The sequence below is a fragment of the Diaphorobacter sp. genome, from assembly GCF_050251835.1.
Classification (GTDB): domain Bacteria; phylum Pseudomonadota; class Gammaproteobacteria; order Burkholderiales; family Burkholderiaceae_C; genus JBFXIE01.
In genome coordinates this window covers 1-13,075 of record NZ_JBFWLZ010000026.1, presented here as the reverse complement: position 1 = coordinate 13,075, position 13,075 = coordinate 1, and the positions used below count along the sequence as shown (strand labels likewise).

The following is a 13,075-nucleotide window of genomic DNA, read 5'->3' as shown; positions in this document are numbered from 1 at the left end:
AGAAGATCAACCCCCTGTACGCCTGAAGACCGGGAGACACAGTCATGGCATTGGTAAACATTCAGGTTCCCGACATTGGCGACTTCGACGAAGTCGGCGTGATCGAGCTGCTGGTCAAGGTGGGCGACACGGTGGCCGTCGAGCAGTCGCTGATCACTGTTGAGTCCGACAAGGCTTCGATGGAAATCCCGGCCAGCCACGCGGGCGTGGTCAAGGAGCTAAAGGTTCAGCTGGGCGACAAGGTCAGGCAAGGCAGCGTGATTGCCGTGCTGGAGGTCGCAGGCGTGGCAGCAGACTCTGAGCCAGAACAGGCTCCAGCCCACGTAGAAAAAGCGCAGGCAGCTATCCAAAATATAGCGACCGCTCCGGTGCCAACGTCCGCTGCCCCGGCAGCACCCGCGGCCGGTGGTGGCACGCTGGAGGTGCGCGTGCCCGACATTGGCGACTTCAAGGACGTCGCCGTGATCGAGCTGCTGGTCAAGCCCGGCGATGCGGTGAGCGTGGAGCAGTCGCTGTTCACCGTGGAGTCCGACAAGGCGTCGATGGAAATCCCGTCGCCTGCTGCAGGCGTGCTCAAGGAGCTGAAGGTGAAGATCGGCGACAAGGTCAACATCGGTGACCTCGTGGCGCTGCTCGAAGGCGCGGCCGCGGCGTCCACTGCCGCTGCGCCGGCCGCTGCCGCTGCTGCGCCCGCGCTGGCGCAGACCGTGGTGCCCGTGCCGGCAACGGCAACGGCCGCTGCGCCTGTGCCCGTGCCCTCACACCAGCCTTCCACCCCCACGCCGGGTCTGCCGCACGCCAGCCCGTCGGTGCGCAGGTTTGCCCGCGAACTGGGCGTGCCCCTGGCGGAGGTCAAGGGCACAGGCCCCAAGGGCCGCATCACGCAGGATGACGTGGCCGCCTTCACCCGCCAGGTGATGAGCGGTGCCCTGCAGACCCAGGCGCAAGCCGCCAAGGCGCCTGCCGCCAGCGCACCCTCTGGCGTGGGCCTGGATCTGCTGCCCTGGCCCAAGGTGGACTTTGCCAAGTTCGGGCCCGTGGAGCGCAAAGACCTCTCGCGCATCAAGAAGATCAGCGGCGCCAACCTGCACCGCAACTGGGTGATGATCCCCCACGTCACCAACAACGACGAGGCCGACATCACCGAGCTGGAGGCCTTCCGCGTGGCCACCAACAAGGAAAACGAAAAGAGCGGCGTCAAGGTCACCATGCTGGCCTTCGTCATCAAGGCGGTGGTTGCGGCCCTGAAGAAGTTCCCCGAGTTCAACGCCAGCCTGGACGGTGACGCGCTGGTCTACAAGCAGTACTTTCACATCGGCTTTGCGGCCGACACGCCCAATGGCCTGGTGGTACCCGTGCTGAAGGACGCCGACAAGAAGGGCATCCTGCAAATCAGCGCCGAGATGTCCGAGCTGGCCAAGAAAGCGCGCGACGGCAAGCTGGGCGCGGCCGACATGCAGGGCGGCAGCATGTCCATCAGTTCGCTGGGCGGCATTGGCGGCACGCACTTCACACCCATCATCAACGCGCCCGAAGTGGCCATCCTGGGCCTGTCCAAGAGCGTCATGAAGCCCGTGTGGGATCCGAACGTGAATGGAGGGCAATTTGTGCCACGCCTGACGCTGCCGCTGTCGCTGTCGTACGACCACCGCGTGATCGACGGCGCGCTGGCAGCGCGCTTCAATGCCTATCTGGGCCAGGTGCTGGCGGACTATCGCCGCATCCTTCTCTAAACCTTGCGGCACGGAGCAGGGCGGTGCCTTGCTCTGTGCCCAACTGATTGGACAAAAGATGGCAACGATCGACATCAAGGTGCCCAACATCGGCGACTTCGCCGAGGTGGGCGTGATAGAAGTGATGGTCAACCCCGGCGACACCATCCGCGCCGAGCAAAGCCTGGTCACCGTGGAGAGCGACAAGGCCGCCATGGAGATCCCCAGCAGCCACGCCGGCGTGGTCAAGGAGCTGAAGGTGAAGCTGGGCGACAAGGTCGCCGAAGGCTCGGTGCTGCTGACGCTGGAGGTGGCCGACAGCGCCGCCGCACCTGCGCCAGCCGCATCCGCGCCCGCATCCCCGGCCCCGGCAAGCCCTGCCCCGGCTACATCGTCTCCAGAGCCAAAATCGGCTCCAGCCCAGGTAAATCAAGCGCAGGCAGCTCCTCAAATCGTAGCAAATAGCTTCAGCGGCAGCGCCGATGTGCAGTGCGACGTGCTGGTGCTGGGCGGCGGCCCCGGCGGCTACAGTGCCGCCTTCCGCGCGGCCGACCTGGGCCTGGACGTGGTGCTGGTCGAGCGCTACGCCCAGCTGGGCGGCGTGTGCCTCAACGTGGGTTGCATCCCGTCCAAGGCGCTACTGCATGTGGCCGCAGTGATGGACGAAGTCAGTCACCTGGCCGCAGCGGGCATCGACTTTGGCGCGCCCAGCGTCAACGTCGATATGCTGCGCGGCCACAAAGAGAAGGTCATCGCCAAGCTGACCGGCGGTCTGGCCGCCATGGCCAAGATGCGCAAGGTGACCGTGCTGCGCGGCTACGGTCACTTTGTGGGTGCCAACCACCTGGAGGTGGAAGAAACTACCGGCACCAGCCAGGACAAGACCGGTACAAAGAAGGTCGTCGCCTTCCAGCGCGCCATCATCGCCGCCGGCAGCCAGGCCGTGCGCCTGCCCTTCATGCCCGACGATCCGCGCGTGGTGGACTCGACCGGCGCGCTGGCGCTTCAGGGCGTGCCCAAACGCATGCTGATCCTGGGCGGCGGCATCATCGGCCTGGAAATGGGCACGGTGTACAGCACGCTGGGCGCGCGTCTGGATGTGGTCGAGATGATGGACGGCTTGATGCAAGGCGCCGACCGCGACCTGGTGAAGGTGTGGCAAAAGATGAATGCCAAGCGCTTTGACAACATCATGCTGAACACCAAGACGGTGGCAGCCGAGGCCACGCCCGAGGGCATCAAGGTGAGCTTTGCGCCAGCCAAGGACGGCGTGACGGTGCCCGAGCCGCAGGTGTACGACCTGGTGCTGCAGGCCGTGGGCCGCACGCCCAACGGCAAGAAGATCGCCGCCGACAAGGCGGGCGTGGCCGTGACCGAGCGCGGCTTCATCAACGTCGATATCCAGATGCGCACCAACGTGCCGCACATCTTCGCCATTGGCGACATCGTCGGCCAGCCCATGCTGGCGCACAAGGCGGTGCATGAAGCGCATGTGGCGGCCGAGGTGATCGCTGGCGAGCTGCAGGGCAACAAGGAACTGGCAGCCGCGGCCTTCAATGCCCGCGTGATCCCGTCCGTGGCCTATACCGATCCCGAAGTGGCCTGGGTCGGCCTGACCGAAGACCAGGCCAAGGCGCAGGGCATCAAGGTCAGGAAGGGCCTGTTCCCCTGGGCCGCCTCGGGCCGCGCCATTGCCAACGGCCGCGACGAAGGCTTTACCAAGCTGCTGTTTGACGACAGCCCCGAGGCACACGGTCACGGCAAGATTCTGGGCGGCGGCATCGTCGGCACCCACGCTGGCGACATGATCGGCGAGATTGCCCTGGCCATCGAGATGGGCGCTGACGCGGTGGACATCGGCAAGACCATCCATCCCCACCCCACGCTGGGCGAAAGCATGGGCATGGCGGCAGAAGTGGCGCACGGCAGTTGCACAGACGTGCCGCCGGGCAGGAAGTAAGCCGAAAGGTTAGCTGACGTCAGCCGCTGATTCAGCACCTGGCCGCGCAGAGTCCGAGAGGGCTGCGCGGCATTTTTTGCATCTGGACGAGGTCAACGCATACACATCACGTACCAGCGCATGCAAACTCTGGCAGATAGCGCCGGTAAGGCTGCACGTCCCGTCCTGCCCCAAGAGTGCGCAAACCCTGTACTGGTGGCTACGCAGTGCCTATACGGAGCCCAAAAAATAAAAAAGCGCGCTGTAGTCTTGATAGCGCGCTTTTTTGTTTACTTGGGGTGGCTGATGGGAGACCTGTTTAATGCGGTGGGCACTGTCAAAGGCTGATCGTGCCTCGATTTTGCGCAATAGCGCCAAAACATCACGTGGCCCGATGGTTGTGAAATAGGCATCTTGCCGATGGCGGGGTACACGTCCTTCTCCAGCCATGCCGCCACCTTGGTCTGTGTGATTTCGGCCCGATTTGCAGCCGTTTTGGCGAGCCAGTTCCGCGCCACAGCTTCAAAGGTGTTTGCTGCCTCTGCCAGCTTGAATTGTTTCGCCTGGCGCTTGGCCTCATTAGGGTCAATCCCGTCCGCCAGCAGCTTGCGCGCTTCGCCGCGTCGCTCGCGCGCCTTGGCCAGCGACACGGCCGGGTACACGCCTAGCGCTAGCGTCTTGCGCTTGTTGGCGTGTGTGTAGTCCATGTGCCAGTATTTGCCGCCTGCCTTCACCAGCGCAGGTACATAGCATCGCCGTCTGTGTGTTTGTCGCCGGTCGGCTTGCCGCTGTGCTTGACTTGTCTAACGAATGTGTCTGTCAGTGCCATTGATCCACCTGTGACGGTATCTGTGGCGCGGTACTTCTGGGATACCGTCACGGATACCGTTGTTATGACGACATGTCATGGTACGAAGTGACAGGACTTGAGACAACAAAAAACCCGCCACGCTAGGGAGCGTGCGGGTTTTTAAAAGGACATGAGACCGTCTGAAACAATTAGATGGTGCCCGGGGCCGGAATCGAACCGGCACGCCTTGCGGCGGGGGATTTTGAGATTGAGTCCCGAGACTAGCATGAGACCACGCTGGAACCCGCAGAGCCTTGCTGCGCTTGGTTTTCCAAGAGGCTAGTCCCGTTTAGCCTTACGCCTAGACCAGACCGATTGCGGCAGACATTCTGATGCCGTGGCTCCTGGCTGGTTCCTGCGTTCGATCTCGAACTAGGAGGCGTCATGGCTAAGATCAAACTCACCAAATCCGCTGTCGATACGGCAGAAGTCACCGGCAAGGATTACGAACTGCGGGATACCATTGTCCCCGGCTTTCTCTGCAAAGTCACCGCCCACGGCCGCAAGGTCTTCATGCTCCAGTACCGCACGAACTGGGGCGAGCGCCGCAAGCCGAAGATCGGCCAGTTCGGCGAGCTGACCGTCGAGCAAGCGCGGTCGATCGCACAGGACTGGCTGGCCGACGTGCGCAAGGGCGACGACCCCAGCGCCGCCAAGCTGGCTGCCCGCATGGCCCCGACGGTCAAGGAACTGTGCGGGCAGTTCATCGAGGAATACTCCAAGCCGCGCAACAAGCCCCGGACGGTCGATTCCTACCAGGGCTACATCGACCGCCACATCCTGCCTACCCTGGGCAAGCTCAAGGTGCCGGACGTAACGCGGGCGCACATCACCACGCTGATGAAGGACAAGGCAAAGATCGGCGTTACGGCCAATCGGGTTCTGGCCTGTTTGCGCAAGATGTTCAACATGGCCGAGGTGTGGGGCTACCGGCCTGACGGCTCCAATCCATGCCGACACGTCCCCAAGTACCGCGAGGACGGCGAGACGCGGTATATCAACAACGAGGAACTGGGGCGGCTCTATGCTTACCTCGACCGTGCGGATGCCCTGGGGTTGGAGCATCCGACCGTGACGCTGGCGGTTCGCCTGCAATTCGAGTTTTCCGCGCGGATGACCGAAATCCGCACGCTCGAATGGGCTTGGGTGGATTTCGAGAATCGCCGGGTCGTCTGGTCTGACAGCAAGACGGGCGATATGTCCAAGCCGATGAGCGAGGCGGCGTACCAGTTGCTGCGCAATGCGCCCCGCATCGACAACTCGCCTTACGTGTGTCCAGCCATCTTTGATGCCAAGAAGCCATTGCCCGAGAGCACGTACTACAACGGCTGGAAGCGCATCTTAGGCCGCGCAGAGGTAGCGCATGTCGGAACACACGGCATCCGTCATCGTGCGGCGACCGACATTGCCAACTCCGGTATCCCCATCAAGGTCGGCATGGCGCTGACTGCGCACAAGACCGTCACGCAGTTCATGGCGTATGTCCATGCAGAGGATGACCCGGTGCGTGCCGCTGCCGAGAAAGTGGCCACCCTACGCCGGGGCGCCATCGACGGCCATGCGCCGGCTGCGCTGCCGAAGCCGTCTCCTGTGGTCACGGACGACGACAAGACCCGCACCAGCCTGGGTAACTACCGTCCATTCCGGCATCGCAAAGCCGCCACGCGCGCCGTGCCGCCTGATTCCAAGCGGGCTGCGCCGAATCTGATGCAGGACCAGAAGGAGGTCACGGCATGAACAGGCGCAAAGCAGCCGTGGCGTCATCTGTGGCACCAGCCACGCTGCTGGGCGACATTCGAGTACTGATCGACGCGGCGCGGCAGCGCGCCGCGTCAGCGGTCAACGCCGAGCTGACCTTGCTGTTTTGGCGCATCGGCCAGCGCATCCACACGGAAGTGCTGGCTGGTCAGCGGGCCGGATACGGTGATGAGATCCTGCCGACCTTGGCTGCGCAGCTTGTGCAGGACTACGGCCGCAGCTTCGCGGACAAGAACCTGCGCCGGATGGTGCAGTTCGCGGCTACCTACACGGACGAGCCAATTGTCGTGACGCTGTCACGACAATTGAGCTGGTCGCATTTCGTGGCCTTGCTGCCGCTGAAAGACCCGCTCCAGCGAGACTACTACGCACAGATGGCCAACATCGAGCGCTGGAGCGTGCGGACGCTGCGCGAGCGCATCGACTCGATGCTGTACGAGCGCACGGCGCTATCTCAAAAGCCGGACGAGACGATTGCGCAAGAGCTGGCGAGGATGCGCGATGCGCAGCGCATGTCGCCCGCTCTGGTCATGCGAGACCCGTACATCCTCGATTTCCTGGGCCTGCGAGACACCTGGCAGGAAGGCGACTTGGAGGCCGCGATCATCCGCGAAATGGAATCCTTCCTGCTGGAGCTGGGCGTGGGCTTCACGTTCGTTGCCCGTCAGAAGCGCATCCAGATCGACGGCGACGACTTTCACCTCGACCTGCTGTTCTACAACCGCAAGCTGCGGCGGCTGGTGGCAGTGGAGTTGAAAGTCGGCGAGTTCAAGGCCGCTTACAAGGGGCAGATGGAGCTGTACCTGCGCTGGCTCGACCTGCACGAGCGGGAGTCCGAAGAAGCCTCACCGCTGGGGATCATCCTCTGCACCGGCAAGAAGTCCGAGCAGATCGAGCTGCTGGAACTGGACAAGTCGGGCATCCACGTGGCCGAGTACCTGACCAGCTTGCCACCGCGCGCCGTGCTGGGCGAGCGGTTGCAGCAGGCGACCGAGCGGGCGCGGTTGCAAATCGAGCAGCGCAAGACGGACAGCGAGTAGTTCTGTTCCTCGCATTCGGGCGTCCCGGCGTGCCGTCGTCGCGCTGTCGTGCTGCGCATCGAATCCCCTGCGGGGTTTCGCCCCATTCGGGCTTTCATCGTTCCCTCGCTTCACTCGGCTGACGCCTCCGGCCCGGCTCGCTGATCCGGGCCTGCGCGCTGCGCTTGCCTAAAGGTGGGTGTTTGCAGTGGGCGGGTGTGAGCGGTCTTGCTGTTCCCTTCACCGTATCACGGCGTTCTCGCCGTCAAGGGCGGCGCGCGCTTGTGCGCGCTTGCGTCCTGGCGGCCGTCTGCGACCCCTGACTGCTGCGCTACGCCGTGGGGGCGACGGTTCCGGGCAATTCCGCCCGTGCAACCGGAGATCGTCATGAACGATAAATCACACGTTTCCCTCGAACAGCACGTTTGCCTCGTTTGCGGCACGGCGTTCGATACCGGCACCATCCTGCTGGACAAGCGCCTGCGCGCCAGCATGGAGCGCCATACGAAGACGGGCTGGGGTCTGTGCCCCGAGCATCAGAAGCTGTCCGACGATGGCTTTGTCGCGCTGGTCGAATGCGATCCGCAGCGCAGCGGCTCGCAGGCCGGCGGGCGCATGAAGCCCGAACAGGTATACCGGACGGGCCGGCTGGCCCATCTGCGACGCACGGTGTTCGCGCAGTTGTTCAACGTGCCGATCGCGGACGAGCAGGCTTGCGTGTTCGTTGAGCCTGGCGTGATCGAGCAGTTGCAGTCGATGACGGTGCCGGCGGCGAACTGATCGCGCTGCGCAGCCTTCGGTGCGTCGTCCTTGCGGGGGCGGCGCATTTTTTCTGCTGCGCCCGGTGCGGGTTTCTCCGCGCCTGTGGCGCTGCGCGCTTCGCTTGCCAGTCCGTGCCTTCGTTGGAGGGGCGGCTTGCTGTTTCCTTCATCGTGCCACGGCGTGCTCGCCGTCAAGGGCTGCGCGCCGATGGCGCTTGCGGCCTGCGGCCGTCGATGACCCTTGACTGCTTGCGCTGCGCCGTGCCCCGGAAGGGCTGGGCAATTCCGCCCGGCATCCTTCAGGAGTTCACCATGAACTGCGCATTCATCACCGACGAGCAGCGTGCGCTGCTGCTGGCCAACGGCCGGCAATCCACCGAAACGTCGGACTTTGATCCGGCCCCTGTGCTCAAGCTGTTCACACCGGATGCCGGCGCGACCTGGCTGCTGACCGAGATCGACCCGGACGATCACGACCATGCTTTCGGTCTGTGCGATCTGGGCCTGGGGATGCCCGAGCTGGGCTGGGTCAGCCTGCAGGAACTGGCGACCGTGCGCGGGCGGCTGGGGTTGCCGATCGAGCGCGATCTGCACTTTCGTGCCGAGAAGCGGCTGAGTGCCTATGCGCGGGATGCGCGGCTGGCGGGGCGGATCGTCTTCTGATTCTGTCAAGGGGCGCCACGCCCCTTTTCTCTACTCCCCCTGGGCGTTCACCAGGGCTTCCATCGACGCTGGATAGGCTGCGACACCGTGCCCAGCAGGCGCACGGGCGGCAGCGTCAAGGGCCTGTCGTTCTTGGGGAAGCGCCGACGCACTTCGCATTCCAGTTCGTGCGCAAAGCCGCGTGCGTTTTTTTCTCCGCGCAGTGCCCGTTGCCGCCAGTCTCGGGCCTGGGCCATCAGTTCATCGTCTTGTAGGGCTCGTATGTCCATGTCATTGCCATTGTGCCGATGGCTGGGCGAGTAGCAGTCCAAGGGGATTTCGTTGAAGTCATGTGGACGTCCCCGGCCACCTGGGAGATGGCCGGTCGCGCTGTCGTGCTGCGCATCGAACCCCCTGCGGGGTTTCGCCCCTGACGGGCTTCCATCGTCCCCTCCCTCCGGTCGGCTGACGCCTCCGGCCCGGCTTCCAGCTTCGGGCCTGCGCGCTTCGCTTGCCGTGCGGTCGGCGTGTTGAGGGGCCGTTGCCTTGTCCAGCCGTCTTCCCTGACTCATCACCTTGTCCGCGACTGTAGCCCGCGGCCGTGTGCCGTCAAGGCGCGCAGGGCCGTGTCCTCGGCTGCGCCTGCGGGCCGCACCAACCCTGCGCTTGTCTCCTTGACGGCCCCCGTCCGCGCGCTCCTGACCGTCGCGGGCGATGAACTCAGGAAAGACGGTGGCAACAGGGCCAACCGGGTTCCTCGTGCCGACTGCACCGAACAGCCGAAAGGCTGGGCTCCGAATCTAGGAATCCGGTGTTTCTTCAACAGCCAAGTCAGGAGAAAGACATGCTCGCATCCCGTTTCGCAAACCATTCCCCCGCACTGCGTTCCGACTATCCCCTGTCGGATGACCAAATCCGGCGCGTGGCCCCGTCCATCTTCGCGGACTCCCCGCATGAGAGCCGTTCGGAGCGATACAGCTACATCCCCACGGCTACGGTTTTGACTGAGCTTCGCAAAGAAGGCTTCCAGCCCTTCATGGTGTGCCAGACCCGTGTACGCAACGAGAGGCGGCGCGAACACACGAAACACCTGCTGCGCCTACGCCACGCCAGCCAGATCAACGGCGCGGAAGCTAACGAAATCGTGCTGCTGAACTCGCACGATGGCACCAGCAGCTATCAGATGCTGGCCGGGCAATTCAGATTTATCTGCGCCAATGGGCTGGTGTGCGGCGACACCTTTGCCGATGTGCGCGTGCCTCACAAAGGCGACGTGGCGGGCCAAGTCATCGAAGGCGCCTTCGAGGTTCTGCGCGGCTTTGACCGGGTGCAGGAGTCCCGCGACCTGATGCGCGGCATCACCTTGGACGATGGCGAATCCGAAGTGTTCGCCCGTGCCGCGCTGGCTTTGAAGTACGACGACCCGAACAAGCCCGCGCCCGTCACGGAATCGCAAATCCTGATGCCGCGCCGCTTCGAGGATCGCCGCCCCGACTTGTGGAGCGTGTTTAACCGCACGCAGGAGAACCTGACCAAGGGCGGATTGCATGGCCGCGCCGCCAATGGCCGCAGGCAGCAAACCCGCCCCGTGCAGGGCATTGATTCCGACATTCGCCTGAATCGCGCCCTGTGGCTGCTGGCCGATGGCATGCGCGCCCTCAAGGCCTGAACCGTTCCCCCGCCGGAGGGGCGGTTCCCCTCCATTCCCTTGTTTCACTTGATTGGAGATTCGCCATGAACGCCGTTACCACCACCGAAGCCCGCGCCGTCAACACCGCAGCCAGCAGCGCCGCGAACGTGCTGCAAGCCGCCGACCCGAGCAAGTACATGATCCTGGTGCCGCTGTCGCGTCTGGTGCTGCGCCGCACGGGCCGCAACGTGCGCAAGACCCCGCGCATGTCCATCCCTGAACTGGCCGCATCCATCCAGCGCGTGGGCCTGCTGCAAAACCTGATCGTGATTCCCGCCGCCGATGGCCTGCATTACGAGGTGGTGGCCGGTGGGCGCAGGCTGGCCGCGTTGAAGCTGCTGGCGAAGAAGCACCGCATCGCCAAGGATTGGGACGTGCCTTGCCTGCAGGTGGCCGATGGCACTGCGCGCACGGCCAGCCTCACCGAGAACGTGCAGCGTGAAGCCATGCACCCGGCAGACCAATTTGAAGCCTTCGCGACACTGGTGGCCGAAGGCCGGCCCATCGAGGACATTGCGGCGGATTTCAGTGTCACGCCGCTGGTCGTGCAGCGCCGCTTGAAGCTGGCGAATGTCTCCCCGCGCCTGATGGCCGACTATCGGGCCGACGCCGTGAGCCTGGACCAGCTGATGGCCCTGGCCGGAACGGATGACCACGCGGCGCAGGAAGCCGCTTTCTACGACGCCCCGCAGTGGCAACGCCACCCTTCGCATTTGCGCGAACGCCTCACCGAACGGGAAATCGACGCTTACCGGCATCCGTTGGTGCGCTTCGTCGGGCTGGACGCCTACGAGCAGGAGGGCGGCGGTATCCGCCGCGACCTGTTCGCGGAGGATGACGCGGGCGTGTACCTGACTGATGCTGCATTGCTGGAACGGCTGGCACAGGACAAGCTGGCGGGCATCGCCGCCGAGGTGAAGGCCGAGGGCTGGGCTTGGGCCGATGCCACGCCGGGCATGACCCATGCCGACCTGCACGCCTTCCAGCGCGCCCCGAGGGAGCGGCGCGAACCCAACAAGCGCGAAGCGCAGCGCATCGAGAAGCTGCAAGCCAAGATGCAGGAGGTGGCCGAAGCGGTGGATGCCGCGATGGACGCCGACGACGAGGACAAGGCCGATGCCTTGCAGGAGGAAGGCGAAGCCCTGGGCGAGCAGTTGCAGGCACTGGAAGAAGGCTTGCAGGGATACGGCGCGAATGTGAAGGCCGCAGCCGGTGCCATCGTCACCATCGACCGCAACGGCGAGGCCGTGATTCATCGAGGGCTGCTGCGCGAGGCCGAGGCGAAAGCCCTTCGCACGCTGGAGAAGTTGCGCCAAGGCTTTAGCGACCCGGACGCCGCGAACGATGACGAAGGCGAGGAAGACGAGCAGCCCAAGGCCGCAGCGATTTCCGACCGGCTGGCCCAACGCCTGAGCGCGCACCGCACGGCGGCGCTGCAAATCGAGGTGGCCCAGCATCCACATGTGGCGCTGGCCGTGCTGGTGCATGGCATGGTGCAGACCGTCTTGCAGGGCCGCTACTACGGCCACGATATTCCGCTGGGCGTGAGCCTGAAAATTCAAGACCGGCTGGAAGGCATGGCACCGGACTGGCCCGAGTCACCCGCCGCCGTAGCGCTCCGCGAATTGCAGCAGGCGTGGGGCGGCAAGTTGCCCGAGGACAGCGCCGCACTGTTCGTCGCGCTGCTGGCGATGGAGCAAGGCGAGTTGGTCAAGCTGCTGGCCGTGTGCGTGGCTTCGACGGTGGACGTGGTGACGCCGCGCGGCACGGCGCAGCAGCCCGGCGCGGAACTGGCGCAGGCCGTGGGCCTCGACATGGCCGTATGGTGGCAACCCACGGCGGAAGGCTATTTCAAGCACGTTGCGAAGGCGGCGGTTTTGCAAGCCGTGGGCGAGTTCGCGCCCGAGAGCGTCCACCGGCTGGCAAAGCTCAAGAAGGCCGACATTGCCAGCGAGGCCGAGCGGCTGGCGAAGGGCACCGGCTGGATGCCTACCATCTTCACGAAGGCAGACGTACCCGAGGAAAGCCCGCAGGTTGCGCAGCAGAACGGCGCGGAAGAAGCCGCCACTATTCCGGGTACCCAAGCCGGGCGGAGGGACGCGGGAATTGGGGATTCCCACCGTGGTGGACAGGTTGATCCAGCAGGCCCTGCTGCAGGTGCTGCAACCGCTCATCGATCCGACCTTCAGCGAGCACAGCTACGGCTTCCGGCCGGGGCGCAGCGCGCATCAGGCGCTTGAAGCGGGCAGGCAACCATAGTACTGCCAGCTTCAACCACTAGGAAAACGTGCAGGTCTTGAAACATCACGTGCCGGCGCTTGTCGCAGCGGGTGTTGTGCAGACCTTCCCTAACCGCGATTCCAGGCGGCAATTAGCATCGTGCCGACTTCATCAGGGTCTGTATCTTTCTTTGTGACGGTGCGCTGCGAAGTGGCTCGGCTTGCCCGTACGCCCCTACGAGCCGCTTTTGGTGTGGCTGAGTCGATCAGTAGCCCACCTAGCAGCACCCGGTAGAACTCTTGGAATGCGTCCTCAAGGGTGAGATTGGCCTGGGCAAGGAATGCCGGGCGGCGCAGCCTTAGGATCTATCCGTAAATTAAACTATGTTCCTGAGTCGCCCGTGATGCGGCGCAGGAGGTGTAGATGGCCAAGGCGCATGCCAATTCGTGGGAAGTGACGGACGATTTCTGGAGCCGGGTGGAGC

Annotated in this window: 9 protein-coding genes and 2 pseudogenes; 9 read left to right on the top strand and 2 right to left on the bottom strand. The window is 64.3% G+C overall.

What is annotated here, in order from left to right:
• The first annotated feature begins 44 nt into the window (after positions 1–44).
• Positions 45–1,733 carry a dihydrolipoyllysine-residue acetyltransferase gene (gene aceF, locus AB7E35_RS10105; RefSeq protein ID WP_428167492.1) on the top strand — a complete coding sequence of 563 codons (1,689 nt, stop codon included), beginning with the start codon at positions 45–47 and terminating at the stop codon, positions 1,731–1,733.
• A 58-nt stretch (positions 1,734–1,791) separates the two neighbouring features.
• On the top strand, positions 1,792–3,672 hold the full coding sequence (gene lpdA / locus AB7E35_RS10100) for a dihydrolipoyl dehydrogenase (protein ID WP_428163748.1): 1,881 nt from the start codon (positions 1,792–1,794) through the stop codon (positions 3,670–3,672).
• 269 nt (positions 3,673–3,941) lie between these two features.
• Here the strand turns inward: lpdA and AB7E35_RS10095 are convergent, their stop codons facing one another.
• Positions 3,942–4,358, bottom strand: coding sequence for a tyrosine-type recombinase/integrase (locus AB7E35_RS10095; RefSeq protein WP_428163749.1), 417 nt, complete (start codon positions 4,356–4,358; stop codon positions 3,942–3,944).
• Positions 4,359–4,885: 527 nt separating this feature from the next.
• Here AB7E35_RS10095 and AB7E35_RS10090 point away from each other — a divergent pair.
• From AB7E35_RS10090 to AB7E35_RS10075, 4 genes are all read left to right on the top strand, one after another.
• Entirely contained in the window at positions 4,886–6,238 is a 1,353-nt protein-coding gene (locus AB7E35_RS10090; RefSeq protein WP_016452573.1) for a tyrosine-type recombinase/integrase, read from the top strand.
• Positions 6,235–7,299 carry a PDDEXK nuclease domain-containing protein gene (locus AB7E35_RS10085; protein ID WP_016452572.1) on the top strand — a complete coding sequence of 355 codons (1,065 nt, stop codon included), beginning with the start codon at positions 6,235–6,237 and terminating at the stop codon, positions 7,297–7,299. Before AB7E35_RS10090 ends, AB7E35_RS10085 begins: the two co-directional genes overlap by 4 nt.
• 366 nt (positions 7,300–7,665) lie before the next feature.
• Entirely contained in the window at positions 7,666–8,058 is a 393-nt protein-coding gene (locus AB7E35_RS10080; RefSeq protein ID WP_016452571.1) for a hypothetical protein, read from the top strand.
• A 293-nt stretch (positions 8,059–8,351) separates the two neighbouring features.
• Entirely contained in the window at positions 8,352–8,702 is a 351-nt protein-coding gene (locus AB7E35_RS10075; RefSeq protein ID WP_016452570.1) for a DUF2958 domain-containing protein, read from the top strand.
• Between the two features lie 47 nt (positions 8,703–8,749).
• On the opposite strand, the gene AB7E35_RS10070 is transcribed toward AB7E35_RS10075, so the two are convergent.
• Complete coding sequence (locus tag AB7E35_RS10070) at positions 8,750–8,971, bottom strand: hypothetical protein (RefSeq protein ID WP_051139142.1); 222 nt, start codon at positions 8,969–8,971, stop codon at positions 8,750–8,752.
• 554 nt (positions 8,972–9,525) lie between these two features.
• On the opposite strand from AB7E35_RS10070, the gene AB7E35_RS10065 reads away from it, so the two are divergent.
• The 3 genes and pseudogenes from AB7E35_RS10065 to AB7E35_RS10055 all read left to right on the top strand — a co-directional run.
• The gene (locus tag AB7E35_RS10065) at positions 9,526–10,350 is read left to right on the top strand and encodes a DUF932 domain-containing protein (RefSeq protein ID WP_016452569.1); all 825 of its coding nucleotides are present in this window, start codon (positions 9,526–9,528) and stop codon (positions 10,348–10,350) included.
• A 65-nt stretch (positions 10,351–10,415) separates the two neighbouring features.
• Positions 10,416–12,440, top strand: a pseudogene (locus AB7E35_RS10060) (ParB/RepB/Spo0J family partition protein); the annotation flags it as partial.
• 7 nt (positions 12,441–12,447) lie between these two features.
• Positions 12,448–12,621: pseudogene (locus tag AB7E35_RS10055) on the top strand (reverse transcriptase domain-containing protein); the annotation flags it as partial.
• Positions 12,622–13,075 lie beyond the last annotated feature (454 nt).

What these genes read in the sequence shown, in the direction of transcription:
- AB7E35_RS10065 (WP_016452569.1), top strand. Translation starts at nt 9,526, where the DNA reads ATGCTCGCATCCCGTTTCGCAAACCATTCCCCCGCACTGCGTTCCGAC.
- aceF (WP_428167492.1), top strand. Translation starts at nt 45, where the DNA reads ATGGCATTGGTAAACATTCAGGTTCCCGACATTGGCGACTTCGACGAA.
- AB7E35_RS10085 (WP_016452572.1), top strand. Translation starts at nt 6,235, where the DNA reads ATGAACAGGCGCAAAGCAGCCGTGGCGTCATCTGTGGCACCAGCCACG.
- AB7E35_RS10080 (WP_016452571.1), top strand. Translation starts at nt 7,666, where the DNA reads ATGAACGATAAATCACACGTTTCCCTCGAACAGCACGTTTGCCTCGTT.
- AB7E35_RS10075 (WP_016452570.1), top strand. Translation starts at nt 8,352, where the DNA reads ATGAACTGCGCATTCATCACCGACGAGCAGCGTGCGCTGCTGCTGGCC.
- lpdA (WP_428163748.1), top strand. Translation starts at nt 1,792, where the DNA reads ATGGCAACGATCGACATCAAGGTGCCCAACATCGGCGACTTCGCCGAG.
- AB7E35_RS10095 (WP_428163749.1), bottom strand. Translation starts at nt 4,358, where the DNA reads ATGGACTACACACACGCCAACAAGCGCAAGACGCTAGCGCTAGGCGTG.
- AB7E35_RS10090 (WP_016452573.1), top strand. Translation starts at nt 4,886, where the DNA reads ATGGCTAAGATCAAACTCACCAAATCCGCTGTCGATACGGCAGAAGTC.
- AB7E35_RS10070 (WP_051139142.1), bottom strand. Translation starts at nt 8,971, where the DNA reads ATGGACATACGAGCCCTACAAGACGATGAACTGATGGCCCAGGCCCGA.